The organism is Rhizobium sp. CB3060, from assembly GCF_025200735.1.
Taxonomy (GTDB): domain Bacteria; phylum Pseudomonadota; class Alphaproteobacteria; order Rhizobiales; family Rhizobiaceae; genus Rhizobium.
Map to the genome: position 1 here is coordinate 253326 of NZ_CP104161.1, position 22733 is coordinate 276058.

At 59.0% G+C, this 22733-nt stretch carries 26 protein-coding genes and 1 pseudogene; 11 read left to right on the forward strand and 16 right to left on the reverse strand.

From position 1 onward, the window contains the following. Positions 1-18: 18 nt before the first annotated feature. Genes N2601_RS33380 through N2601_RS33410 form a run of 7 tightly spaced genes read right to left on the reverse strand, consistent with a single transcriptional unit; the run spans position 19 to position 7749 of the window. The gene (locus N2601_RS33380) at positions 19-930 is read right to left on the reverse strand and encodes a cytochrome c oxidase assembly protein (protein WP_260305950.1); all 912 of its coding nucleotides are present in this window, start codon (positions 928-930) and stop codon (positions 19-21) included. Next, positions 903-1214, reverse strand: a complete 312-nt coding sequence (locus tag N2601_RS33385) for a hypothetical protein (protein WP_104825306.1) — start codon at positions 1212-1214, stop codon at positions 903-905. The genes N2601_RS33380 and N2601_RS33385 overlap by 28 nt, the downstream gene beginning before the upstream one ends. Next, positions 1211-1813 carry a cytochrome c oxidase subunit 3 gene (locus N2601_RS33390; RefSeq protein ID WP_104825305.1) on the reverse strand — a complete coding sequence of 201 codons (603 nt, stop codon included), beginning with the start codon at positions 1811-1813 and terminating at the stop codon, positions 1211-1213. Before N2601_RS33390 ends, N2601_RS33385 begins: the two co-directional genes overlap by 4 nt. Then, complete coding sequence (gene ctaD / locus N2601_RS33395; protein WP_260305952.1) at positions 1810-3723, reverse strand: cytochrome c oxidase subunit I; 1914 nt, start codon at positions 3721-3723, stop codon at positions 1810-1812. Before ctaD ends, N2601_RS33390 begins: the two co-directional genes overlap by 4 nt. Beyond that, positions 3720-4718, reverse strand: a complete 999-nt coding sequence (coxB, locus tag N2601_RS33400) for a cytochrome c oxidase subunit II (RefSeq protein WP_260305953.1) — start codon at positions 4716-4718, stop codon at positions 3720-3722. Before coxB ends, ctaD begins: the two co-directional genes overlap by 4 nt. After that, the gene (locus N2601_RS33405; RefSeq protein ID WP_104825302.1) at positions 4715-5320 is read right to left on the reverse strand and encodes a c-type cytochrome; all 606 of its coding nucleotides are present in this window, start codon (positions 5318-5320) and stop codon (positions 4715-4717) included. Before N2601_RS33405 ends, coxB begins: the two co-directional genes overlap by 4 nt. A gap of 26 nt (positions 5321-5346) precedes the next feature. Further along, on the reverse strand, positions 5347-7749 hold the full coding sequence (locus N2601_RS33410) for an FdhF/YdeP family oxidoreductase (protein WP_260305954.1): 2403 nt from the start codon (positions 7747-7749) through the stop codon (positions 5347-5349). A gap of 390 nt (positions 7750-8139) precedes the next feature. Between N2601_RS33410 and N2601_RS33415 the strand changes: the two genes are divergently transcribed. From N2601_RS33415 to N2601_RS33425, 3 genes and pseudogenes are all read left to right on the forward strand, one after another. Next, positions 8140-9048: a hypothetical protein gene (locus N2601_RS33415; protein WP_260305956.1), complete on the forward strand. Its 909-nt coding sequence runs from the start codon at positions 8140-8142 to the stop codon at positions 9046-9048. Positions 9049-9184: 136 nt separating this feature from the next. Continuing rightward, entirely contained in the window at positions 9185-9682 is a 498-nt protein-coding gene (locus tag N2601_RS33420) for a YciE/YciF ferroxidase family protein (protein WP_260305957.1), read from the forward strand. A gap of 84 nt (positions 9683-9766) precedes the next feature. Next, positions 9767-10072: pseudogene (locus tag N2601_RS33425) on the forward strand (catalase); the annotation flags it as partial. Positions 10073-10198: 126 nt separating this feature from the next. Here the strand turns inward: N2601_RS33425 and N2601_RS33430 are convergent. Beyond that, entirely contained in the window at positions 10199-10444 is a 246-nt protein-coding gene (locus N2601_RS33430) for a hypothetical protein (protein ID WP_260305958.1), read from the reverse strand. 366 nt (positions 10445-10810) lie between these two features. On the opposite strand from N2601_RS33430, the gene N2601_RS33435 reads away from it, so the two are divergent. From N2601_RS33435 to N2601_RS33455, 5 genes are read left to right on the forward strand one after another with little or no spacing between them, the layout of a single operon-like run. Next, the gene (locus tag N2601_RS33435) at positions 10811-11191 is read left to right on the forward strand and encodes a hypothetical protein (RefSeq protein ID WP_260305959.1); all 381 of its coding nucleotides are present in this window, start codon (positions 10811-10813) and stop codon (positions 11189-11191) included. Then, positions 11188-12405, forward strand: coding sequence for an Nramp family divalent metal transporter (locus N2601_RS33440; RefSeq protein WP_260305963.1), 1218 nt, complete (start codon positions 11188-11190; stop codon positions 12403-12405). The genes N2601_RS33435 and N2601_RS33440 overlap by 4 nt, the downstream gene beginning before the upstream one ends. Before the next feature lies 1 nt (position 12406). Further along, positions 12407-12772: a hypothetical protein gene (locus N2601_RS33445; RefSeq protein ID WP_260305967.1), complete on the forward strand. Its 366-nt coding sequence runs from the start codon at positions 12407-12409 to the stop codon at positions 12770-12772. After that, positions 12769-13083 (forward strand): hypothetical protein, encoded by a 315-nt coding sequence (locus N2601_RS33450; RefSeq protein WP_104825295.1) that lies wholly within the window; start codon positions 12769-12771, stop codon positions 13081-13083. Before N2601_RS33445 ends, N2601_RS33450 begins: the two co-directional genes overlap by 4 nt. 42 nt (positions 13084-13125) lie before the next feature. Continuing rightward, complete coding sequence (locus tag N2601_RS33455; protein ID WP_104825294.1) at positions 13126-13299, forward strand: BA14K family protein; 174 nt, start codon at positions 13126-13128, stop codon at positions 13297-13299. A gap of 68 nt (positions 13300-13367) precedes the next feature. On the opposite strand, the gene N2601_RS33460 is transcribed toward N2601_RS33455, so the two are convergent. The 4 genes from N2601_RS33460 to N2601_RS33475 all read right to left on the reverse strand — a co-directional run bounded on the left by N2601_RS33460 (position 13368) and on the right by N2601_RS33475 (position 15975). Further along, complete coding sequence (locus N2601_RS33460) at positions 13368-14297, reverse strand: DUF3618 domain-containing protein (protein WP_260305968.1); 930 nt, start codon at positions 14295-14297, stop codon at positions 13368-13370. Then, positions 14294-14713 carry a phage holin family protein gene (locus N2601_RS33465; RefSeq protein ID WP_260305969.1) on the reverse strand — a complete coding sequence of 140 codons (420 nt, stop codon included), beginning with the start codon at positions 14711-14713 and terminating at the stop codon, positions 14294-14296. Before N2601_RS33465 ends, N2601_RS33460 begins: the two co-directional genes overlap by 4 nt. 19 nt (positions 14714-14732) lie before the next feature. Next, a complete protein-coding gene (locus N2601_RS33470) occupies positions 14733-15293 on the reverse strand; it encodes a nutrient deprivation-induced protein (protein ID WP_104825291.1) in 561 nt (186 codons plus the stop codon). A 448-nt stretch (positions 15294-15741) separates the two neighbouring features. After that, entirely contained in the window at positions 15742-15975 is a 234-nt protein-coding gene (locus N2601_RS33475) for a hypothetical protein (protein WP_104825290.1), read from the reverse strand. 456 nt (positions 15976-16431) lie between these two features. Between N2601_RS33475 and N2601_RS33480 the strand changes: the two genes are divergently transcribed. Then, entirely contained in the window at positions 16432-16659 is a 228-nt protein-coding gene (locus tag N2601_RS33480) for a hypothetical protein (RefSeq protein ID WP_104825527.1), read from the forward strand. Positions 16660-16782: 123 nt separating this feature from the next. On the opposite strand, the gene scpB is transcribed toward N2601_RS33480, so the two are convergent. Continuing rightward, complete coding sequence (gene scpB / locus N2601_RS33485; protein WP_104825289.1) at positions 16783-17475, reverse strand: SMC-Scp complex subunit ScpB; 693 nt, start codon at positions 17473-17475, stop codon at positions 16783-16785. Positions 17476-17485: 10 nt separating this feature from the next. Next, positions 17486-18439 carry a DUF1403 family protein gene (locus tag N2601_RS33490; protein WP_260305970.1) on the reverse strand — a complete coding sequence of 318 codons (954 nt, stop codon included), beginning with the start codon at positions 18437-18439 and terminating at the stop codon, positions 17486-17488. Positions 18440-18566: 127 nt separating this feature from the next. On the opposite strand from N2601_RS33490, the gene N2601_RS33495 reads away from it, so the two are divergent. Both N2601_RS33495 and N2601_RS33500 read left to right on the forward strand, forming a co-directional pair. Then, positions 18567-19694 (forward strand): site-specific integrase, encoded by a 1128-nt coding sequence (locus N2601_RS33495; protein ID WP_260305971.1) that lies wholly within the window; start codon positions 18567-18569, stop codon positions 19692-19694. Between the two features lie 175 nt (positions 19695-19869). Beyond that, positions 19870-20691: a recombinase family protein gene (locus N2601_RS33500; protein ID WP_260305972.1), complete on the forward strand. Its 822-nt coding sequence runs from the start codon at positions 19870-19872 to the stop codon at positions 20689-20691. On the opposite strand, the gene N2601_RS33505 is transcribed toward N2601_RS33500, so the two are convergent. Both N2601_RS33505 and N2601_RS33510 read right to left on the reverse strand, forming a co-directional pair. Further along, positions 20678-20968: a hypothetical protein gene (locus N2601_RS33505; RefSeq protein WP_260305973.1), complete on the reverse strand. Its 291-nt coding sequence runs from the start codon at positions 20966-20968 to the stop codon at positions 20678-20680. The two genes, N2601_RS33500 and N2601_RS33505, sit on opposite strands and share 14 nt — an antisense overlap. A gap of 500 nt (positions 20969-21468) precedes the next feature. Continuing rightward, positions 21469-21675 carry a cold-shock protein gene (locus N2601_RS33510; RefSeq protein WP_260305974.1) on the reverse strand — a complete coding sequence of 69 codons (207 nt, stop codon included), beginning with the start codon at positions 21673-21675 and terminating at the stop codon, positions 21469-21471. Between the last annotated feature and the right edge of the window lie 1058 nt (positions 21676-22733).

Genomic DNA, 22733 nt, shown 5'->3' on the forward strand with positions numbered 1-22733 from the left:
AGCCAGGCGCCGCGATTTCTATAAAGGACGGATGCGGTGAACATGGTCCACTCCCCTGCCCGCGCTGGCGATCCATAGCGCAGCCATTACGAGTGCCGCCCCGGCGTATATCGTCCCGGCTGGAATCCACATAACCATGCCGGCGAGCTGCTGGTCCTCCAGCGGCGTAAGCCCCCATGCTGCCGCGGCATGCGTCTGCTCGACGTAAAGAACGCGGGGGGCCAGCGCCATCAGGGCGCCGAGCGCGCCCATGTGCAGCATGGTCAGGAAAAGATGCCACGCAGCGACGCCATGATTGCTGCGCCAGAAGACCGACCACCAGAACAGCACGGCAGTGGCGAAGAAGCTCAGATGCTGCAGACGATGCAGTGCGACGTCGTCGACGGCGGCATCGAAAAGGGCCGGCGCGTGCCAAGCCCATATGGCGACGGCATACAGCAGAGTGGCATTGGTTCCGCCGCTCAGCCAGCGCCAGACTGATCGCACCGTGCCTCGCCGCATGGCCCTGCCCGTCCAGCGCCTCAGTCGTTCCGGCATGCCCCATAGGAACAAACCCGCAGGCCGCGCTATGACAATCATCGGAGCGGAGACCGCCATGATGATCTCGTGCTCGATCATGTGAAAGGTAAAAACTTGCTCTCCGAGCCAGTGCAGCGGCGACAGCAGTGCGCCCGCAAGCGTCAGCCAGCCTGCCCAATAGCAAATGGCGCGTTTCGCCATAACGGGCCGGCTCCTGCCGGCGCGCCGCCACAATTTCCAGGAACCCCGGCCATAAAGAAAAGCGATGATCGCTAACGGCGTTCCGATCCACGGATCGATTGTCCAGATCGAATGAAACAAATGCGCTTCCGCGCCGTGCGCTGCCGCCTGCCGCGCCATCATCAGCAGAAATATCAAAGCGCCTAGTGTTCGCATGCGTTCAAGAGCCATGCGGCTCCCCCTTGCAGAACAAGCGCGACGGCGAAAACGAGCCCGACCAAGACGCTGAGATGGCGGATGAACAGCCCCGTTCGCGCCTCCTTCGGCCTCGAGCCGGCTTGCGGGACGACCGTACTCGCCAGCGCAAGAAGGACAGCCACGGAAGATGCGAGAAGCGACCAGTGCATACGATGGCTGCAATCGACATAGGGGAGGATTTGGCCGAGCTGGGTATTGATGGCCCAGACGACGGGAGCAAAAATCAATCCGCCATATTTTGCCGCTGCGGTCATCATAGGCGTGGCACCCAGTAAATGCATGCATAGAGGGGAATCCAAGCCACTACGACAAAGTTCCAGTACATCGCATTATCCTCGACATCGCCGAAGCGGCGCGGGTTGTCGGCATGCCCTGTAAACATCAGGCAAGTCAGCACCAGCGTATCGATGAGGTCCGTGATGATGTGGGTCGTATGGAGCCCCAGCATGGTCCATATGATCGAGCCATAGGCATTGTCATCCCAGCGCACGTGGAGGACGGCGAATTCGAAAGCGCGCAAGACCAGGGGTATTGCCCCCAGCACCGACATGACGACGAGCCCGATCCGCACCTTGCGCAGATCTCTTTGCCGCGCCCAGCGGGACAAGAGGACATTCGGCACGACACTCGCCAATAATATGACCGTCAGAGACGTTCCGGGTATAAGGCCGGGCGCGGGCGCATTGGTAGGCCATTGCGGCGCGATGCTCATCAGATAGAAATAGACTGCGATGGCCAAAGCGAAGCCGGAACCTTCAATGAGCATGAAGGCGCAGGTTCCCCACCAAGTCGGGCTTGCCGTACCCATACCATGGGGCGGCAACTTCGAAACGTCGAGTACGATGCGTTCCTTCACGATTCGTCCTCCGGCGTCTGTTTGGGCCAGAACCAGCCGGTTAACGTGATGCCGATGGGAATTGATCCCCATACGACAGCCCATGGCGAGAAGATCGACCAAATCAGCGTCACCGTGGTGGCAAGAGCCGCCCATAGCGGCCAGATCGAATTTCGCGGCGAAGACTCGTTGGCTTCCGGCTGTGCCTCAACAACGCTGCTGACGATCAATTCACGCCGGTCGGTGCGCAGCCCGGTCGCAACCGCAAGCTCGTCGGGCTGCGTCCACAACGGGTCGCGATCGCCGACCACCGGAATGCGGCGGAAGTTGAAGCAAGGTGGCGGCGACGGCATTGCCCATTCGAGCGTCGACGCGCCCCATGGATTATCGCCTGCGATCGGACCCGATCGAGCGCTGCGGATGACATCGATGAAAAAGACGAGGAACCCCAGCGCGAGGATGGCGGCGCTCAGGCTGACGAACATATTCATGCCGGCCCAAGGCATTTCCGGCTGATAGGTATAGATGCGCCGCGGCATGCCTTCGAGGCCCAGAATATGCATTGGGAAGAAGGTCAGGTTGAAACCGGCGAAGATCAGCCCGAAGGACCAGCGGCCGAGCGTCTCGCTCATCATCCGGCCGGTCATCTTGGGAAACCAATAATAGATGGCGCCTAGCAAGGGGAAGACCGCGCCGCCGACCAGGACGTAATGGAAATGCGCCACGACGAAATAGGTGTCGTGCACCTGGGTGTCGAACGGCACTGAGGCAACCATGACGCCGGTCAGTCCGCCGATGACGAAGGTCACGATGAAGCCGAGGACAAACAGTATCGGCGTCTTGAACACGGGTTGCCCACCCCACAGCGTCGCCAGCCAGCAAAATATCTGCACCCCGGCGGGAATGGCGATCGCCATGCTGGAGGCGGTGAAGAAGCTCTCGCCAAGGCGCGGCAGCCCAACGACGAACATATGATGCACCCAGAGGCCGAAAGCCAGGATTCCTGTGGCGATTAGCGCCATCACCAGCGGCAGATACCCAAATACGGGGCGGCGCGAAAAAGTCGCTATTATCGTCGATACCATGCCGACCGCCGGCAGGAAGATGATGTAGACTTCCGGATGCCCGAAGAACCAGAACAGATGTTGCCACAGCAGTACGTCACCGCCTTCGGCGGGATTGAAAAACTGCGTTTCGACCAGCCGGTCCAGGATGAGCGATGAGCTGGCGAGCATGATCGCCGGCATGGCCATGATGACGAGGAAGGCCGTGACGACCATCGACCAGACGAACAGCGGGATGCGGTCCAGCGACATGCCGGGCGCACGCTGCTTGAAGACGGTGACGACAAGTTCCACCGCAACGGCCAATGCCGAAACTTCCGTGAAAGTGATCATCTGCGCCCAGATATCGGCGCGCTTGCCGGCGCCATATTGCGGGCCGGATAGGGGCACGTATGCAAACCATCCGACGTCGGGCGCAGTATCCAGAGCGAACGAGGTCCACAACAGCAAGCCGCCTGACAGAAACATCCAATAGGAAAAGGCATTCAAGCGCGGAAAGGCGATATTGCGGGTGCCAACCATGAGCGGCACCAGATAAACCGCCATGGCTTCCATAACCGGCACGGCAAATAAGAACATCATATTCGCACCATGCATCGTGAAGATCTGATTGTAGCGATCCGGACCAATAAAACGCGCTTCCGGCTGTGCCAGTTGCAGGCGCATCGCCAGCGCCAGGAGCCCGCCCATCGCGAGAAAGACGAATGCGGTAGTGATGTAGCGGCGGCCGATGATCTTGTGATCGACAGTGGTGAGGGCGCCCCAGACGCCGGCCGGCGTCATCCAGGTCTGTGCCAGCCGCCGTTCGAGCTCGTCGTCGCCAAGCGTTGAATCCGTCGTTTGAGTTGGTTGGCCATCCTTCGTCATCTGAGGCTTGCCATATAGGCAGAAAGCTGCCGCAGTTCGTCGCTGGAGAGCGGAACCATCGGCATGTTATTTCCGGGTTTCAGCGTCTGCGGATCGGCGATCCATGCGGCGAGCGAGCCGCGCGTATTGTCGAGCAGGCCCGCCGCAATCGTTTTGCGGCTACCGACATGGGTCAAGTCCGGCCCTGTCGTCCCCGATGCGTCCGTACCCCGTATAGTGTGACAGGCGGCGCAGGGCTTGCGCATGAAGAGAGCCTTGCCGGCAATCGCCTCGGGGTCCGACGGCGCTACGCTAATGCCGCGCTGTGAAGCAGCCCAGCGTTGATAGTCGGGCATGTTCTCGGCGATGACGAACAGCGCCATGTGACTGTGCTGAAGTCCGCAGAATTCCGCGCATTGACCGCGATAGACGCCGGGGCGATCCGCTCGAATGCTTATGGTGTTCTGTCGGCCGGGAATGAGGTCGCGCTTGCCGGCAAGGCTCGGCACCCAGAAGGAATGAATGACATCTATGCTTTCGAGCTCAATGCGAATATCCACGTCGACGGGAATATGCATCTCATTGGCTGTCTGGAATGACTTGGCCGGATCGGCATCGTTGTAGATGAATTGCCACCACCATTGCTGGCCGCGCACTTTGATCGTGATGCCGGCATCCTGAGCCGCGCCGAGACCGCGGGTTGCATAGAAGCTCGCGATCGTCAGGCCGGCGATGATGAGCACGGTCGCCGCCACCGCCGCCGCTACTAACTTTCCCATCCGCCGCTCGCTCTCGGAGCTTGGACGTTCCCGCTGCGTCCTCGATCGCAGCAATGCCAGGATCAGAACGATCATGACCAGCGCCCACACCGCCGAGCAGACGATCACGATCGCGATGATCAAATGCTTGAGCTGAACGGCCGCGGCACCCTCGGCATTCAAGGCCGACTGTGCGCCGTTACATCCTGCAATCAGGATTGCCGACAAAAGCAGGAAAACGGCAACACCCGCTTTCAAGGCGACGGCCCCTGCGCGGCGTTCATCCCGGCAGGGCCTTCTTCGAACAGGATTGCCGCCGGCGCGCGGTTTTCCGCCGGGCGCGTATGCTTGTCGTCATTGCGACTGGGCGCAGTGCTCTTCGCTTTATATGCGCCGATCGTGTGGACATAGCCCGCGAGCTGCCAGATCTCATCGATCGTCATCTTGTCGCGAAAAGGCGGCATTCCGTGTGGGCGGCCATCGCGGATAGAGGCCGCGATCGACACCATTTCCGGACCATAGAGCCACCAGCCATCCAGGAAAGAGGGACCGGCCGCACCGCGTCCGTCCCCGTGACACGCCCCACAGCCGAACCAGGAATAGAGCCGTTTGCCCTGGCTGAGGTCGTAAGCAGTTTTCTCGTAAGGCTTGCCGAGGGCGAAGTAGATCTCCGGCGGAGCACCGCCGATACCGTTCGGCATCAGTCGCAGCTCGTCCAACGCGGCTCCGACAGGAGGATCCGTTCGATATTGCCGTGCTTCACGCGCACCGCCGATCAAGGCGGCCGCGCCGAGGGCCACCAGAAAGGCGGCGATCGGGAACGCGCGATCCAGGAATTCTCTGCTGACCACCCACGCCATGTTCGATGTTCCAACCTGTGCAGGCTTCAATTCGCGGGCACGGTGCCGGAACGCATAAGGTGCACCGGCAACAGCTTGTAGGACGGAGTCTTCGACTTGGCGTCATGATGATCCAATGGAAACAGTGGATTGGCCTCCGGATAATAGGCGCCGCAACATCCTTCCGGAATGTCATAGGCGACGATGGTGAAGCCTGAAACCCTGCGCTCCGTCTCTTCATCGATCGCCGTCATCAGATCGACGACTTCGCCATTACGGAAACCGAGGCGCGCAATGTCGGCTGCATTGACGAAGACCACCCGCCTCGTTCCCTCGACACCGCGATAGCGGTCGCTAAAACCATAAATCGTCGTATTGAACTGGTCGTTCGAACGCAACGTGGCGAGATGAAGGACATCGTCACCTTGAGCGCCGAGAGAAAACTCCGGAAACAGGCGGTCGGGGGTGATGAAATTGGCCTTGCCGTTGCGGGTGACCCACTTGCGCTCCCGCGCCGGCAGCGGTCTTGGAATGCCGCCTGGTTGGAACATGCGCTTGTTGAAGTCCTTGAACGTCTCCGGGTAGGTTTGTTCGATGGCGTCGCGAATCTTTGAATAGTCGGCAACCCAGCGATCCCATGGCACGACCCCCTTGATCAGCGTCGCTTTTGCCATGCCGGCGATGATCGCCGGTTCCGAAAGCAGTTCCGGACTGGCCGGCCGGGCTCTTCCGCGCGAACCATGAAAATGCGCGACCGAGCTTTCCACCGAGACGGCCTGCGGTCCGCTCGCCTGTTCATCGATCTCGATGCGACCGAGGCATGGCAGGACATAGGCGATTTCGCCGTGAATAACGTGGCTGCGATTGAGCTTGGTGGCAATCTGGACGGTCAGGCGGAGGTTTCGCCACGCATTTTCCATCGCGGCAGTTTCCGGGATAGCCCGCAGAAAATTTCCGCCGAGACCGATAAACGCCCGCGTCTCGCCGTTGAGGATCGCTTTGCAGGTCTCGACCGTCGTGTGGCCGATCCACTCCGGCGGCTCGAATTGATAAAGGGCGGCCAGCTTGTCCAATGGCACGAGGCCCGGCTTTTCGGTGATGCCTACCGTGCGCTGGCCCTGAACATTCGAGTGGCCGCGTACCGCGCAGATGTTGGCGCCGGGCTTGCCGATATTCCCGCGTAGAAGCGCAAGATTGACGACCATCTGCACATTCTGAACGCCCATGAGGTGCTGCGTAAGGCCCATGCCATACACCAGCAAAACTGCATTCGAGTTGGCATATGTCGAAGCGGCTTGCTGCATCTGTGCCCGCGTCAGGCCGGAGACACGCTCCAATTCCGCCCAATCATGGTTTCGCGCAGCAGCAGCGAATTCCTCGAAACCCGCTGTATGCTGCTGGATGAAATCGTGATCGAGGACATGTTTCTTGTCGGCAGCGGCCATCGCTGCGGCAAAGGCTACCGTTCCTGCATCGGAAGGATCGTCCGGGATCGCATCGGTTCCCGTAACCTTGCTGGTCCCGGATGCCTTGAGCGCATCGTCGGCCTCGATCAGTGCCTTGCAGACGCCGAAAAGTGCCGCGATATCACCGCCATTCCTGACTTGATAATATTCCGACGAGATCAGCGTTTCCTTGCCCGTGAGCATCTGACCGGGCATCTGGGGATTGACGAAGCGCTCCAATCCAGGCTCGCGAAGTGGATTGAAGGTGACGATCTTGGCGCCCCTGTTGACGGCATCTTGCAGGTCGTGAAGCATTCTTGGCGAGGACGTGCCAACGTTCTGTCCAAGATAGAAGATGCAGTCGCAATTTTGGAAATCGGACAGGATCGCCGTGCCGATTGAAGCGCCAATGCTTTCCGGCAATGCCGCGGATGAGCCTTCATGGCACATGTTCGATGAATCCGGCAGATGGTTGCTGCCGAATAAGCGGGCGAACAATTGGTACATATAAGCCGTTTCGAGCGATGCGCGACCGGAGGTGTAGAAATCGACCTGCTCAGGGGATAGCGCTCTCAATTCACGGCCGATCTCTTCGAAAGCGTCCTGCCAAATGACGGGTACATATTTGTCCTTTTCGGCATCCCAACGCATGGGATGCGTCAATCGTCCCTGTTCTTCGAGATCATGGTCAGGCCAGGTTTCCAGCTCGGCGAGCGTATGTGCCGCGAAGAACGCCCGATCCGCCCGCCGGTTTGTGACTTCCCAACTGGTGGCCTTGGCGCCGTTTTCGCAGAACTCCAACGGATGGGGCTTGGCAGGCTTGCCCCACGCGCAACTGACGCACATGTAACCGTCGGGCTTGTTCTGATGCGCCAACAGGGATGGGCCTGATATCGGGATATGCTCCCGAAGAAGGATCCTACTCACCGACTTTGCTGAACCCCATCCGCCTGCTGCAGGTTTGCCGGATGTTTTCGGTGGTTCGTTTCTCGGTTGCGTAGCCATGATGAAGATCCTCAATTCCCACAAAGAACCAACGACAAGCTCTTCTGTTCCCGGTCGGCGATGACCGCCGATGGCAATGGCCTCAGCCGAGGCCGCCGCTAAAGATTGATGAGCCCGTACGGCTTGCCGGTGGGTCTCTCGATGAAGGCCGCGACATTGAAAAACCGGCGCTTCGGCGGCGGTGCTACGCTCATCATGTTCACTCCAGCCTGATGACGATTACAGGTCACCGCCAAAGGGTGCAGGAACAAAACACAACCCTCAGAGTTGGGATTTCCGCAAATCTTTGTGGAGGTTTTTCAAATGGGTCGCGGCATCCTACTCTGGCTTCTCGGCATACCGTTGCCGATCGTCATCCTACTTGTTCTGTTCATGCGTTAGGAGGCTGTCATGTCTCCACGCGAAGATACGTCGACGGATATCCTACCAATCGAATCCTCCAGGTCCGCCCTCGCCTGGGGGCCGATTATTGGCGGCGCCGTTGCGGCGACGGGTGTCACGCTCATCCTCCTTCTACTCGGATCGGGATTGGGTCTGACAATGGTATCGCCGTGGTCCGGCGAGAGTAGTTCCGCAGCCACTATTGGCGCGACAGCGGCGATCTGGCTCGTGGTCGTCCAATGGCTGTCCTCCGCTCTCGGCGGCTATTTGACTGGACGGCTGCGCACGAAATGGACAGCAGTCCATACGGACGAGGTATTCTTTCGCGACACCGCGCACGGTTTCCTCAGTTGGGCCTTGGCCACCGTGTTCGTTGCCGGATTCCTGGCATCGTCGCTGACATCGCTTGCCGGTACCGGCGCGAGTGCCGTCGGCAGCGTCGCTAGTACCGCCGGTGTCGTGGGTGCGACGACGGCCGCTTCGAAGGAGGGCGCGGACCTCTCTACCGCCTACTTTACCGATGCATTGCTTCGGCCACAACGCGCAGGCGACCGGGCGCGCAACGACGACGGAGCGGCGGCCACAGAAGTTTCCCGCATCCTGCTTCAAGGTGCTGCAAATGGAGGAATTCCGGATGGCGATAAGGCATATATTGCCGGCATCGTTTCCGCACGGACGGGCCTGTCCGAAACAGATGCCCGTGCTCGGGTCGATACCGTCCTGAAGCAGATCAATGATGCCAAGGTCGCCGTTCAGGCCGCCACCGACAAGGCAAGGAAGGCGGCTGCAACAACAGCGCTCCTTGGATCGCTCTCGCTTGTGATCGGGGCGTTCATCGCCGCGGCGGCCGCCGCTCTCGGTGGAAAGCAACGCGACGAGGAGGAAGACCTGCTGGTCACGGACCGCCGCACAGTTTGACGCCAACCGAAGGCGCTCCGTCACATGCGAGCGCCCTCTGCCAACAGCTTGCAACGCTCTGACCCGAGACACCTCCCGGAACATTCAGGTGCTTTCCATGTTCGGTGACGACGCAATCAGGCGCCAGGAGGATCTAATGGCTACAGAGAAGACGCTGAACGACTTATTCCTTGATACCGTTAAGGACATCTATTTTGCCGAAAAACAAATCCTGAAGGCTTTGCCGAAAATGGCCCGGGCCGCCCAGCTCGAGGAAGGCAAGGCAGGATTCATGAAGCATCGTGACGAGACGCAGGCCCAGATCGAACGCCTTGATCAAGTGTTCGAACTTTTGGGCAAGCCAGCCCGCGGCAAAACCTGCGAAGCGATCCAGGGCATCATCGCCGAAGGTGAAGAGATCATGGAAGAGTATAAGGGCACGAAGGCTCTCGACGCTGGGCTCATCTCTTCGGCACAGGCGGTCGAACATTATGAGATCGCGCGCTACGGCACATTGATCGCATGGGCCAAGCAGCTTGGCCTCAAGGACGCCGTGCCGCTCCTGCAAGCGAGCCTGGTTGAAGAAGAGGCCACGGACAAAAAGCTGACGCAACTTGCGCAGTCCGCGGCCAATCCTAAAGGCAAGGCCGCCTGAGACCAACGCAGGTCTCACAAAAAGCCGCTCGACGAGCGGCTTTTCCACGTAGCTGCTTCACATATTACCTTACGGGATAACACCATGGCCAAGAGGACCTCTAAGGCCGCCGGACGTGCTGTCGCCACAGTTCATGACCAAAAACTTTTTCGAGATGAAGGAGGCGAACTTCATCAATTTGCGGAACATTGGCAACCGGTCTTGACGACTGCTCAGGGCGGTCCAGTTGCCGATGATCAGAACAGCCTGCGGGTCGGGGCACGTGGTCCTGCTCTTATCGAAGACTCTCATTTAAGCGAAAAACTATTCCATTTCGATCACGAGCGCATTCCCGAACGCGTCGTCCATGCGCGCGGATATGGTGCGCATGGTTTCAGCGCGAAGTACGACCCCGTAAAAGGAAGAGGGTGGACCGCGCAGGTGGCAACAGGGCTGGCAGGAAGGGACTAAATCTACGCGATCCACCTATCAAACCAACATCCCTGTCTCAGGTTCCCGCTCGAAATAAATAGCGATTTAGCCTCGATATTTGCCTTCGTTCATATCCGCGGGATCGTAGTTCAGATCCCAGTCCTTTGCCGGTTTCTTCTCGGCAGGCGGCCTCTTGTTCACCGTTGCGTCGGCCGATCCAGTAATGACCTTCGGTTTGGCGCTGGCGACACCGTTGTTGCGGCTTTTCTTAACGAGCCGGCGATATTGGCCCCTCGCGTCCTTGCAGATGTCGGCCGCATCGTTGTTGCCAGGATCATCCGATCTCGACATTTGTTCTCTGCTGCCGCTGAACTCTGTTGTGACGAGTGGGCCGTCGTTCAAACATTCAATTCGCACCTATTTGAGCAAAGCGTCTGGTGCCGATTGGTTCCTAGCCTTCGAAGATTTCGTCAGAATTCCAGGGCCGTCGCGCGCGAGGATGAACTGCCCGCGCAGGTCCAGAACTCACGGTTCCGAAAGGACACGGAGATCCCTGAATCTTCATCGGCATCACGTTTCTTCATCGATCCCTCCGTAGGCCACAGGGCTTGAATTCTCACGGATCGAGAGGCTTAAGCACTTGGCATCGGGAACCCTACAGCCGCCATTCGATTATATTACGGAGATCGAGCTTGGGCATTCCGTGAGGCCACTGTGTTGAAGCTTTTCATCATCGCCCTGCTGCTTGTGAGCATGACCGCTTGCTCGGATGAACAGCAGACCAAACGCCAAATTCGTGCGTTGCTCTCCTGGACTGCGACGGCGGACATGGCCCTGGACGGACGAGCAAAAATGCTTGTCTCGAACAGCTTTACAGCACTCACCATGGAGCGATGCGGAAAGGAGATCGGCAGCCTGTCGAAGGAACTTCCGACCTCTCCCCAGGACTTGACCACACTGGCTGGCCGGTTGAACACGATTATCGGTGCCACGCATGACGACATCGTCAATGACCGAATAGGTACGGTTTCGCAGCATCTCGAAGATTTGCGAGGCGTCGAAGCTGAGTTGAAAGCAAGCGCCGGAACAGCACAATGAAAAAGCTGCTGCAGATATCGCTTGGTGTCGTCACGAGCATCGGCGGCTTTCTTGAAACGGGGAATATCGCAACGGCAAGTCAGGCGGGGGCGGCTTATGGATTCACCCCTCTGTGGGCCATCGTGCTCGGGACGATCTGCGTGATTTTCCTCGTCGAAATGTCGGGGCGGTTCGCAATTGCGAGCCATTATACGATCGCCGACGGAATTCGAGCCCGCTTCGGCTCCAACATTTTTCTTCTGACGGTAGCCATAGCATTTATCGTCAATCTTCTCGTTCTTGCCGCCGAAATCGGGGGCGTATCGCTTGCACTGCAGTTTCTGACCGGCGTGAAATTTCAATGGTGGTCGTTGCCGGTGACATTTGCTGTCTGGCTGTTGCTCTGGCGAGGCACATTCGGCCTGATTGAGAACGGCATATCGTCTTTGGGGCTGATAGCTCTGTCATTCGTCGTTGCAGTCTTCGTCATGAGGCCACCATGGGACGAAGTCGCGAAAGGCATGGTGCCGACATTGCCCCGCGAAGATCCGCTGCACTATAGCTTCATCGTCGTCGGAATATTGGGCGCCCTCATCTCTCCCTATCTCCTCTACTTCTATTCTTCGGGCGCCATCGAAGATAAGTGGGACAAGAGCTACTTCGGCGCCAACCGCGCGATCGCAATCATCGGCATGAGCTTCGGCGCGATTATCACCGCCGCCATCATGATACTGGCTGCGATGATCTATCCCGCTGGAGGGATCGAAGACATCGAAGGATATGAGCAGATTGCCATGATCCTCACTCCCGCCTTCGGAAAATGGGGGCTTTATCTCTTTGCAACGTCACTCGGGATCACCTGCTTGGGCGCGACCCTCGAAGTGGGCCTTGCGCAGGCCTATCAGGTTGCGCAGGGCTTCGGGTGGAATTGGTCGGAAGACGCAAAACCGAAAGATAACCCGGCATTCTGCCTCGTCTATACGGCTTCGCTTCTGATTGCCATGATCCCGATAGCCGTCGGCATCGATCCGCTGAAACTCACCATCTTCTCGATGGCGATCACCGCCATCAGCCTGCCGTTCGGCGTGGTTCCTTTCCTCATCTTGATGAACGACCCGATTTACGTGGGAGAACACAGAAATGGGTGGGTCGGCAACGCTGCCGTCGTCTTCATCGTCGCGATGGCATTCGTACTTTCGATTGTAACCACACCCCTGGAAATCCTCGGAGCCTGACATGTATCTTGTTCGCGATGTTCTGGATAAGCAGGTCGTCGACCGTCGGCAGACTCGTATCGGAAAAGTCGACGGGATCGTGCTCACCGCAGAAAATGGCAGCCAGCCCAAGGTTGCCTTCATCGAAATGGGGACCTCGATGCGGATCCGAAGGCTGAGCCAACGGCTGAATCGTTGGATGCTCGCCTTTGCCACGACATCGCGAGCGGTCGAAGGTCAGCATCCCTATCGGATCCCATGGTCAAAAATCACGGATGTCGGCGTCGATATCGAAGCCGATGTCGACAAAAGCGAAACGCCGCTCGAACAATCGCAGGAATGGCTGAGGCAACATATCCTTCGCTACATTCCGGGAGGACTGTCGTGACGGAGATCCACCTGGAACTCCTGCTTGGAATGCAGGTTCACGACACAAATGATCGGCCGGTCGGGCGATTGGAGGAAATCAAGGCGGCAGCCGATGGAGAAGATTTCGTCGTTGTCGAATATCACCTGGGCGCTCTTGGATTGTTCGAAAGATTATCGGCAACCACGATCGGTCATGCCATCCTGCGTCCCTTCGGCTTCAAGGAGCGGCCAAGCGGCCATATCGTGCCATGGGACAAGCTCGATCTGACGGATCTCTACCATCTGAAACTCAGTTGCTCCGTCGCCGAGCTTGAAACAAGAACTCTATGAACATGAGCTTTTCCGCAGGTAGATCCGTGGGCCGCTTTTTCTATGGACGAAGGCGCCGGGGCCGGATCATCGATATCTGCACAACCAGCCGATTGGTGTGCAAGCCGCTATACGTCGTCCTATCGTCGAGAGGACAATAGCTATCAGCCCTTCGACGGGCCACGTCGGGCAGGTCAGCCGCCTAGCGAAACGGCTGAACTCATCGCTAGCAGGTAATACTGCTGCGGTACGAAACAAACAGTCGTGGGGGAGAAGCCCACTCTTTTGCTTTTTGACACCCCAATTTACGCGGGATCGTATTTTGCGCTGGTGTCTCCCACCTTGTCTAGGACCTCTCGTGCAGTTCCGATTGCTTCGCTGGCCGCTTCAGTCGTCCTTGAGGTGATATCCCTGCGTAGCTGCTCAGAAACTTCGCCCACGGCATTGTCCTCGAACTCCGTATAAGGTAGCGCCGCTCCAATCGCTGCGCCGACTGCAAATGCGAGCGCACCGCCGACGAGCGGCTGATCGCGAAAACGCCTGAGAATAGCTTCGCTAAGCTGCCTGCTTTGATTTTCAAACGATTGCGCTGCACCTTGAACACTGCCAGCAATAGAACTTCCGGCTTGCGCAATCGACCCCGTCAGCCGGTCGGCAGAGGTGTTGATCTGTCGCCAAGTGTCAGACGCCCAACCGGAAGCCTCATCGAACAACGCGCCGGCCTCGTCACGAATGTCTTGGATCTGTTTGCCGGTCGCGTCGGTAAAACCGCGATAAGCTTTCCCGCTCTGGTCGACAAAGTGGCCGGCCCGTCGGCCGGCGGCGTCCGTCATCGCCCTGAAACGATTACCCCCTTCATCCGTGAAGTTGCTATACCGTTCGCCAAAGCTTACCTCTATGGGACCCATACGTCTTATGGCGCCCGTCACGATCGCCAGAGGGTATTCCTCCTCGGCGTCACGCCGCTCGGTGCGGGCGCCAGGATTGGCGAACAGCCAGGCGAGGCTCACCCCCAGCAAAGTGACGGGAATAGGGTTGGTCCTAACCGCCTTGCCGAGATTATTGACATATTCAGCGCCGCCGCTCTCCCTCGCGTAATCGAGCAGTTCGTCTACGAGTTGGCCGGGGGACATGCGCTCCTCGATGGCATGGAGCTTTTCCTCGATCCTCTGCCGATCCGCCTCGATCTCTCGCTGCAGCTCGGCAGCCGAGTGGGAGTGAGAATTGTCGTTCATTGCACTCTCTCCTTTACGACGTCCACGTCCCGCCGCAGCGACGTCGCCGTTCTATCCAGCTTTAGGTTGCTGCCACGCAGCGTGGAAATCCCGCGCGCTACCATTGCCCAGGCAAGGCCCGCGACGATGACGCCGACAATAAGCGCCGAAAGCGTGTCGGCATTCGGCTCAGCTATGTTCCGTGCGACGAGAAAAGCGGCTAGGCCTTTGACGGCCGCGGCCAACAACACGCCGATGGCACCGATTGCGAATATGACGCCAATGAGCAGGGTTTCGATGCCTCCCAGCGCGCGGTTCAGATTCTCCGATGCCTCCGCCTTCGCCAGGTCGATTTCCTTGCGAAAGAGCCCGGTTATATCGGTCACTAGGCCGGCCATGAGTTCGGTCAGAGAGCGGTCATCCCAATGATTTGCCATTGTCGCGATCCTTCTGGTACTACCCGTTTTTGAGGGGCTCGACACCTGCAGGCATTGAAGGAGTCGAGGTCCGGGAATCCGTCGGGCTGTTCCGACGGTGGGCTGAGGCCGTGAGCAGCCGGCTGGCTGTCAGGCCGGCAATCGCCGCTATGCCGAGAAAGGCAAGCGGCTGCCTCCGCCCGAAGTCTTCAACCATGCCCGCGATTTCCCCAAGATCACGACCCTCCATGTCGTGCGCGAAATTCTGAAGGGAACCGCCAATTTGCTTGGTGTATCGGCCGACGGCCTGTTGGTTCGATCGTTCGAGTTCGGCTCCGATTTTTTCGAATGCCGATGCGATACCGTCGAGTTGGCGTGCAGCAAGATTCTTCTTATCTGCGGCCGCGTCGCTGACGGCGGTTTTCGCTTTCTCTGTTTGCTCATCGGTAAACTGCCGTAGCTCCTGTAAATTCTGCCGGATTGCTTCTTCCGAACCGTCCGTATTCGGTTTCTGGCTCGTCCCCGCTCCTATGCCTGGGCGATCGTCTGCATCTCGAGACGTCAGATCCGCAGGGCTTGGATCATCAGATTGAATGTTCATTTCGGCTCTCCAGTAGGAATCGCTAGATCAATTCCTAACTGAGCAATCGAAGCATGGTTCCTTGTTCGCAGGAGCCATAAGGATAACGTTCGCAAATGCTTACGGAGAACCTTCTGCCATTCCGTGGATCGGAATGAACAATGCAGGCGCCGGACCTTCGCTCCGGCTCACAATTGACGGTTCGATATGAGCGGTGGACAACAACGTGATAATTTTTGGCGGTCTTACGCGCGGGAACGTCTGGATACCTGCTGTCGGCTTGCGTACCATAGCCGAGCTCTGCCCTTGGCAACCCGGTCATCCAAGCATCCACAATCAGCGCCAATCGCGTTGCGTTATATTGTATCGCAATCGGCAAGCCGTCACGAACAGCCCAAAGAGTTGAGAGCGTCTCTCCACTGCGCCATTTGCAAATCAACCGACCATATGCGTGCCGCCGTTTGGTGCGCTACCCCGTAGCAGGGCGATGGCGATCGTTAATGCCGACGAGATCGACGAGCTGTTGCTCATCATGAACTCCTTCCCTGAAAAGTTCGATGATCATTGCTGCCACTAGCTCGCCTTCTTCACTTTCGCGCTCGATGTTCCTTTTCAGCAAAATGGCATCAAAGGCGCGTTGACAGGTGTCCAAATCAACTGAATCTAGAGCCAAATCACGCTTGCTGAGATACCTGCGGATCATTCCTTTCCTGCCTCCTCTTTTGGATTTGCCGACTGAAAATGATGTAATTTTCAGCTATTAAATTTCAAGAATTTGCCGCGGAACCGGAGGCCGGAAGTAACGTTTTCAAGTACCCTAAGCCACTTACACTAGACTGAACGTCGCCCTTTTTGCCTTAGTTCTCGGCGCGATCCTCCCAGACAGATTTCCCGCCACCATATGGTGGCGGGTTCTTTGCCTGTTTGGCGCAATGGCCAATCCCGACGATCCGAACCGTCGCGTTCTAACAATCTTCTTCAATTTCAAAAGGATGCACGGCGGGTGAAATGTCTGTTATAGTGCTGCCCGGCACATCCCGATCAGGATGTGCGGTCCCGCTTTCGAGAACGACTTGCGTTCGGGCGAGTCGCAAGGGACAGCGACAGGAAGACATAATTTCGATCGCTGTTCGTATTGTCGAAGAGTTTGGAGGTTGCCGTGATCGCCAGGTTCGTTCACGAACGGGACATCCCTTTAGGCTCCGAAGCGCTTGGGACCTGTCAAGTCGCGTTTGATGCCGTTCTGGCTGCGCTAGAAATCAAGCGGGAACATGAAAAGGCTGACGTCGTCGCGGCGTTGATCGTGAACCTCTACCAGCAGGGCATTCATGACGGAGAAAAGTTGTTCGAGCTGGTCATGACTGCAAGCGCCAACCTCAAAATATAGCCGAAGCCTGGCTACTTCGATCCGTCGGAATTAGGGAACGATAGCGCGCCAGTTTCATTGTCTGGGTTTTCCATATCGCACAGTTCCCTCGGATCTTTCGACCACGCTTGCTCCACGACGGGATTATCGCTCACTTTGTTCTTCCTCCAAAAATTCCGGGTCCGCCTGTGAGCCGGATGTCTGGTCTCGCCGACTGAACAAACCCGCGTCCTCGAGCGCCTCGATATCCGGCAGGTCGCGCAGCGTCTCCAGGCCGAACGCCGACAGAAAATGCTTGGTCGTCACATAGGTATACGGCGCGCCTGGCGTCGGGCTGCGCGGTCCGGAGGCAATGAAGCCGGCGTCGCGCAGACTAGCGATCGTGTCGCGGCTGACCTCCTTGCCAAAAATCTTGCTGAGGTCGGCACGCGTGACCGGCTGGAAATATCCCACCGCCATCAGCACCATCGCCTCGAACTCCGACAACATTGTTGTCGCGCCGCGCGTCGGAGCATTCGAGGCCCGGATCGCGTCCGCGTAACGCGAACGCGTTCGATGCTGCCAGCCACCGGCGACAGACACCAGTTCATAAGGCCGGTCGCGCAGTTCTTCGATGAGGTCGTCGATGAGCAGGTCGACACTGCAGTCTTTTCCGACGGCCCGCACCAACATCTCGCGGCTGACCGGTTCGACGGAGGCGAAGATGACGGCCTCGACCCGCAGCATCCATTCGCGCCAGCGCAGCTCCGGCGGCAGATCCTCGAGCTCTCGATCAAACAGGACATCGTCCTGGGGAATCTTTTTGGTGTTGCGGCGTGGCTGCGTCGTCGCGCTCATACCGGCCGCCTCACAATCCAAATATCCGGAAGGAGGATCGGCCGGACAGTTCGCGCACTGCGCCCAAACCTTCCAGTCGCTCGAACAGCCGGGCGCTCGCCCAGCGGGAGAGAGGAGTACCGGGCGCCGACGGCGACAGCGCGTCCTCCTCAAGCAGTTTCCGGATAACGGTCTCGGCGCCCTTGGTGCGCAGCTTTGTCGCCGACGTCAGAAGAGTGTCGGCGCGGCGAGCAATGACGGTGGCGGAACACAGTGCAGACGTCGTGCCCTCGACCATGGCCAGGCACACCGCACGCGAAAAACCCGGCTCACCGGGCCGGACCCGCCCTCGCCCGCCAATCGTCTTGAAGGCCGGACCATAGCGCTCGGCCATCAGCAATGGTACGGCGAGCTGCCATTCCAGCATCGTTGCGACCAGCAGGTCAGCCAGCGCCCAGGCGAGCGGCTCGGCATCCGGCCGATCGGCGACAACCGCTGTCACCAGTTCCGCCGCGGCCAACGGCGCGGCGCGGCCGGACTGCAGCGCGGCATCGATGTGGTCGACCGCACCCGCAAGCCGGTCATTCCAGACCAGGCCAAACAGATCCGCCAGACCGGCCACGCCGATTGAGGACAGATCGGGTTTGCGCAGAGCCAATCGCTTGTAGGCCCAAAACACTTTTCCAGCAGGGCCGCAATCATCACCCGGCGCGGTGAGTAGTACGGCGTCGCGCAAGTCTGCTTCGGTCTCGCCGCGGCCGACAAGCCGAACAGCCGCCGCGGCGCTTTTCAAGGCCTGGCGGGAGCGCCAACAGCCGGCCCAGACCGGGTCGGTGCGAACGAGATCGTCGAGCGATTTCAGGGCGATACCGGCGGCAAAGGCGGCGTCCGCTTCGGAGGGATCGCGACCGCGCGGCAGCGTCCAGCCTGGCAGCCGGGGCATCCAGGCAAGGGGCATCGAAGCTGTACTGACGGGCGAATCCATGGGACGCAGCATAAATCGGACGTGCGGTTTATGCCAGAAATATCACCACGAACCGCACAACCTGTCGCCAACTAATTACGTCCGATAACCTTCCATTACCGGACATATCGTGATAGGCTCCCGAACCATGGAAAATCCCCCGGCAAACACGCCCAAAATCGACGACGGCGACCTCCCCGACGGCGTCGATATCGGCAGCGAAATCGGTGATTCAGTCCCCGCTCCGCAGCCGGCAGCCCGTGTCCCGGCGCGGCTGGAAGCCCTGGTCAAGACCGCCACAGCCTATGCCAATGCCGCCAGTTCCGAAAACACCCGCGACGCCTATGCCAAGGACTGGCGGCATTTTACCGCCTGGTGCCGCCGCGAAGGTTTTGAGCCCACGCCGCCGTCAAGCCAGGTGATCGGCCTCTATATCGGCGCCTGTGCCTCGGGCAGCGTCGTTGACACCGCTGCCGGCAAGCCGAAGCGCACCGCCCCTACCCTCTCGGTCGCCACGATCGAGCGCCGCCTTTCCGGCCTTGCCTGGAATTTTACCCAGCGCGGCATGCCGATGGATCGCTCCGACCGGCATATTGCCACGGTGCTCGCCGGCATCCGCCGCAAGCACGCCAAGCCACCGCGACAGAAGGAGGCCGTGCTTGGCGAAGACATCAAGGCGATGGTCAACACCCTCGGCCATGATCTCAGGGGCCTGCGCGACAGGGCCATCCTGCTCCTGGGCTTCGCCGGCGGCCTGCGGCGCTCTGAAATCGTCGGTCTCGATATCGTCCGCGACGACAAGAGCGACGGCCATGGCTGGATCGAGATTTTTCCCGACCAAGGCGTCCTGGTGACGCTGCGCGGCAAGACCGGATGGCGCGAGGTCGAGGTCGGCCGCGGCGCCTCCAGCGACACCTGCCCGGTGGCGGCCCTCGAGAGCTGGATCCGCTTCGGCCGGATTGCCCGCGGGCCCCTCTTCCGCCGCATCTTCAAGGACAACAAGACGGTCGACGTCGAGCGGCTGTCCGACAAGCATGTCGCCCGTCTGGTCAAGCAGACCGCACTCGCCGCCGGCGTCCGCTCCGATCTTCCGGAAGGGGAAAGGGCGTCGCTGTTCTCAGGCCACTCTCTGCGCGCCGGGCTTGCCTCCTCGGCCGACATTGAGGAACGGTACGTTCAGAAACAGCTGGGCCACGCCTCGGCGGAGATGACGCGTAAATATCAGCGGCGGCGCGACCGCTTCCGCACCAATCTGACAAAGGCGTCAGGGCTTTAACAGGCCCCTCCCCTCACCCGGCATGAAATCGTTAGGTCAAAACTGTGTGCGGGAGTTTTAGCTTAGCGCTTCAATTGAAATCGGGAAGTAAAAGCCACAGCCGCGTCCGAAATCGGCCGCAGCAGAGTGGTTATGGGCAATTTCGACAACGGACGACCAGGTCCACGATGCCCAGATGGACGAGCTGCGGGCCGCCGGCTGTGATCGGATCTACCAGGAGCACGGCTCCGGGGCATCACGCGCCCGACCAGTCTTAACGCGGCTGCTCGGCGAGTTGGCCCCGGGTGACGTCCTTGTGGTCGTCCGCCTCGATCGGTTGGCTCGATCGGTGAGCCATCTCTTGGCCGTGATCGAGGACCTCGAGCAACGCGGCGTTCATTTTCGATCGATCCGCGATCCGATCGACACCTCGACTCCACAGGGCATGTTTTCCCTCCAGGTTCTCGGTGCGGTCGCGCAGCTCGAGAGGGCGCTGATCGCCGAGCGCACCAAGGCCGGCATTAAGGCAGCGAAGGCGCGCGGCAAGCTTCCTGGAAACCCCGGCCTGCGAGAACGACGACCGGAGGCAATCAAGGCAGTCTCAGACGCACGCGAGAAACTCTATCTCGATGAGCTCATTGCGTCCGCGCAGACGTGGCTGCCGACGGTGCGGCAACTCCGGCCCCAGCATAGTTGGGACAATGTCGTGCGGGTGCTCAATCGCCGCGGCCACGACTGGACCGTCGAGCGCCTTCGTCGCGCCGTTCATCGCCTGGTCCGCGAAAAGCTTGCAGAAAGAGAACTCTTGGCCCGCTCCCCTCGCCGCGCTCCTGAAGACCATCTGATGAAGCTGGTGGCGGCGATCGCCATTGCCGATCCCGATCTGTCGCTTCGCGACATTGCCGCTCAACTGGACCAGATGGGAGAACGGCCGGCGCGAGGCGGCAAAAAATGGCAACCCTCCTCCGTCCGGGATCTGCTGGACGAGGCGCACCGGTTTGGTCTCATCCGCCGCTGAGGGCACGGTTCATCAGACGGCCGATCACGCGGTTCTTTTTCCTGCCGCTGCTCGCCGGCAGAGTCTTCCAGGCTTGGCTATTGAGAATCTGCAGCGCTAGGCGACGGTAATCGCCATCACTCCGTAGTTTCAGCTCGGCACTTTCATCCTCGGTCGCGGCAGCGGGTTCTTCCGCCTGCTGGCCCTCCCCTCTCCGGATCTTCCTGAAGGCCTCGTGCACGAAGGCCGGGACGGTTCCGAATTCACGAGACTCGACCAGGCCCGCAAGGTCAACCATGGCATCGATAGAGGCCGCCCGTCAGGTGAGACAGCGTGGATAGCGGCGCTGATACGCTTGGTGATGGCCCCGACCTCCCAAATGGAAGCGAAAACCCGAGGTAGATGGTATAGAGCGATCCGTGCAACTGCGCGGCCAAGAGAAACCGGCTAGCCGCCGTCAAAGCATCGAGCTGCATGCCCTTGCCGTTAATCGCACGACTGATCGCTGACATCGGTTCCAGGCGCCCTGCCCTGCGGCGATCGTTTGCTTGCGCAACAAAAAAGCTCGGCGCAGGGGGAGGTGCGCCGGGCTTCGATAAGGACTGACAGCTTGGGAGGAGGAGTGCTGTCCGTCGGACCGAAGCGGCTCGGGAGGAGGTAAATCGCTACGGTAGCCAGAAGGTAGTGTTGCGCTGCAGCAAATTCAAGCCGCGCAATTGCACCGATGTCGCATACCTCGATCTAAAAACAGAGCAGGCCGGCAAACCCGGCCCTCCGACGGTCGCATCGCAATCAGGCTCAGGCCTGGAGGTTGTCCGCCGACATCTTGCCGGACTTGCGATCCTTCACCAGCTCGTAGGTGATCTTCTGGCCGTCATTCAAACCGCGCAAGCCGGCCCGCTCCACCGCGGAAATATGAACGAACACATCCGTGCTGCCGTCATCCGGCTGGATAAAGCCGAAACCCTTCGTCGCATTGAACCATTTTACAGTGCCAGTCGCCATTGTCGGCTCTCTCCAGTTGTAGTCTCCGAGGGCCCACGCCGACGGAAGGATGTAATATAGGAAGCGCTGGAAAAACAGCCATGACCCTGTGCTGCATTTTGAATTTCGCGTCGGATTTACCTTCCCTACAAAGAAGGTGGCTTGTGCGAATTGGCCGGTCGGCGGCTCAGTCGACTGACGTGTCGAGGCGGATGATTTCTCCTCTCGCCCAACCTTCGGCGAGCCTCATCAGAGAGTCCAACTCCTTTTTCAGGGTTACGGTCCGGATCACATCTCCCGAATGTTCGCTGTTGCTACGAACATGATAAAATTCGCCGACTCCCATTCCCGCTGCTTTACGCTTCTCCTCTAGCGACGCCTTCAAGACGGCGAGTTATTCCTTAATAGTGAAATAACGCCGCATAACGGCGATCAAATGTTGGTCGTTGTCTACAGTGTCCATTAGCGTCTTCCAAAATGCATCGCTTCTGAAGAAACAGATTCGTGTCGTGCTGTCACGCATCTCCAGGCAAGGGCCGCTTCGGCTTCAGCAAGTATGCGGGAACCTATAGCGTGCAATATCTGCCGCGATCGAAATCCCCGGTCGTCATCCCTGCATTGCGGAACAGTACTCCGTAAATGCAACCATGATCTGAACGCCGAATAACTGCTGGAAGTAAACGAATTAACCGACATCAGCTCCGCCGTCGCATTAGTCGGGCCGCGCCAAGTCTATGCAGTGATGCTCCACAGGAGGTTGGGCTAGCGCAGTGATCCTAAGCGTCGGGAAAGGTGATTCGCTCACTTTTGAGCAGTGAGAGCGGCTTCGCCGGCCTGTAGCGTGTCGAATTCCCAAGATTCTTGGCCGTAGGCTTCGAGAAGGATCTGCGCTCACAAACGCTTGTTTCGCTAGGGAATTGTTCCTTCGGCAGCGCGTTTGTCTTGAGAAACCAGTGGCTTCGTTAAGGTTCTGTTTACCATAAATAGCTTGCCGAGCCGACAGAATCGGGGCTTATTGCAACAGCGTTATAGATCGAGTTGATCGCCACAAAGCGCTGTTTTGAGAAATCGGGCTGAAA

Bases quoted from the DNA above. Each gene is read 5' to 3' on its own strand.
- N2601_RS33385 (WP_104825306.1), bottom strand. From the start codon at position 1,214: ATGATGACCGCAGCGGCAAAATATGGCGGATTGATTTTTGCTCCCGTC.
- N2601_RS33490 (WP_260305970.1), bottom strand. From the start codon at position 18,439: ATGGATTCGCCCGTCAGTACAGCTTCGATGCCCCTTGCCTGGATGCCC.
- ctaD (WP_260305952.1), bottom strand. From the start codon at position 3,723: ATGACGAAGGATGGCCAACCAACTCAAACGACGGATTCAACGCTTGGC.
- N2601_RS33445 (WP_260305967.1), top strand. From the start codon at position 12,407: ATGTATCTTGTTCGCGATGTTCTGGATAAGCAGGTCGTCGACCGTCGG.
- N2601_RS33455 (WP_104825294.1), top strand. From the start codon at position 13,126: ATGGACGAAGGCGCCGGGGCCGGATCATCGATATCTGCACAACCAGCC.
- N2601_RS33475 (WP_104825290.1), bottom strand. From the start codon at position 15,975: ATGATCCGCAGGTATCTCAGCAAGCGTGATTTGGCTCTAGATTCAGTT.
- scpB (WP_104825289.1), bottom strand. From the start codon at position 17,475: ATGAGCGCGACGACGCAGCCACGCCGCAACACCAAAAAGATTCCCCAG.
- N2601_RS33460 (WP_260305968.1), bottom strand. From the start codon at position 14,297: ATGAACGACAATTCTCACTCCCACTCGGCTGCCGAGCTGCAGCGAGAG.
- N2601_RS33380 (WP_260305950.1), bottom strand. From the start codon at position 930: ATGGCTCTTGAACGCATGCGAACACTAGGCGCTTTGATATTTCTGCTG.
- N2601_RS33410 (WP_260305954.1), bottom strand. From the start codon at position 7,749: ATGGCTACGCAACCGAGAAACGAACCACCGAAAACATCCGGCAAACCT.
- N2601_RS33505 (WP_260305973.1), bottom strand. From the start codon at position 20,968: ATGGTTGACCTTGCGGGCCTGGTCGAGTCTCGTGAATTCGGAACCGTC.
- N2601_RS33440 (WP_260305963.1), top strand. From the start codon at position 11,188: ATGAAAAAGCTGCTGCAGATATCGCTTGGTGTCGTCACGAGCATCGGC.
- N2601_RS33420 (WP_260305957.1), top strand. From the start codon at position 9,185: ATGGCTACAGAGAAGACGCTGAACGACTTATTCCTTGATACCGTTAAG.
- N2601_RS33495 (WP_260305971.1), top strand. From the start codon at position 18,567: ATGGAAAATCCCCCGGCAAACACGCCCAAAATCGACGACGGCGACCTC.
- N2601_RS33500 (WP_260305972.1), top strand. From the start codon at position 19,870: ATGGACGAGCTGCGGGCCGCCGGCTGTGATCGGATCTACCAGGAGCAC.
- N2601_RS33470 (WP_104825291.1), bottom strand. From the start codon at position 15,293: ATGAACATTCAATCTGATGATCCAAGCCCTGCGGATCTGACGTCTCGA.
- N2601_RS33405 (WP_104825302.1), bottom strand. From the start codon at position 5,320: ATGGCGTGGGTGGTCAGCAGAGAATTCCTGGATCGCGCGTTCCCGATC.
- N2601_RS33510 (WP_260305974.1), bottom strand. From the start codon at position 21,675: ATGGCGACTGGCACTGTAAAATGGTTCAATGCGACGAAGGGTTTCGGC.
- N2601_RS33415 (WP_260305956.1), top strand. From the start codon at position 8,140: ATGTCTCCACGCGAAGATACGTCGACGGATATCCTACCAATCGAATCC.
- N2601_RS33465 (WP_260305969.1), bottom strand. From the start codon at position 14,713: ATGGCAAATCATTGGGATGACCGCTCTCTGACCGAACTCATGGCCGGC.
- N2601_RS33430 (WP_260305958.1), bottom strand. From the start codon at position 10,444: ATGTCGAGATCGGATGATCCTGGCAACAACGATGCGGCCGACATCTGC.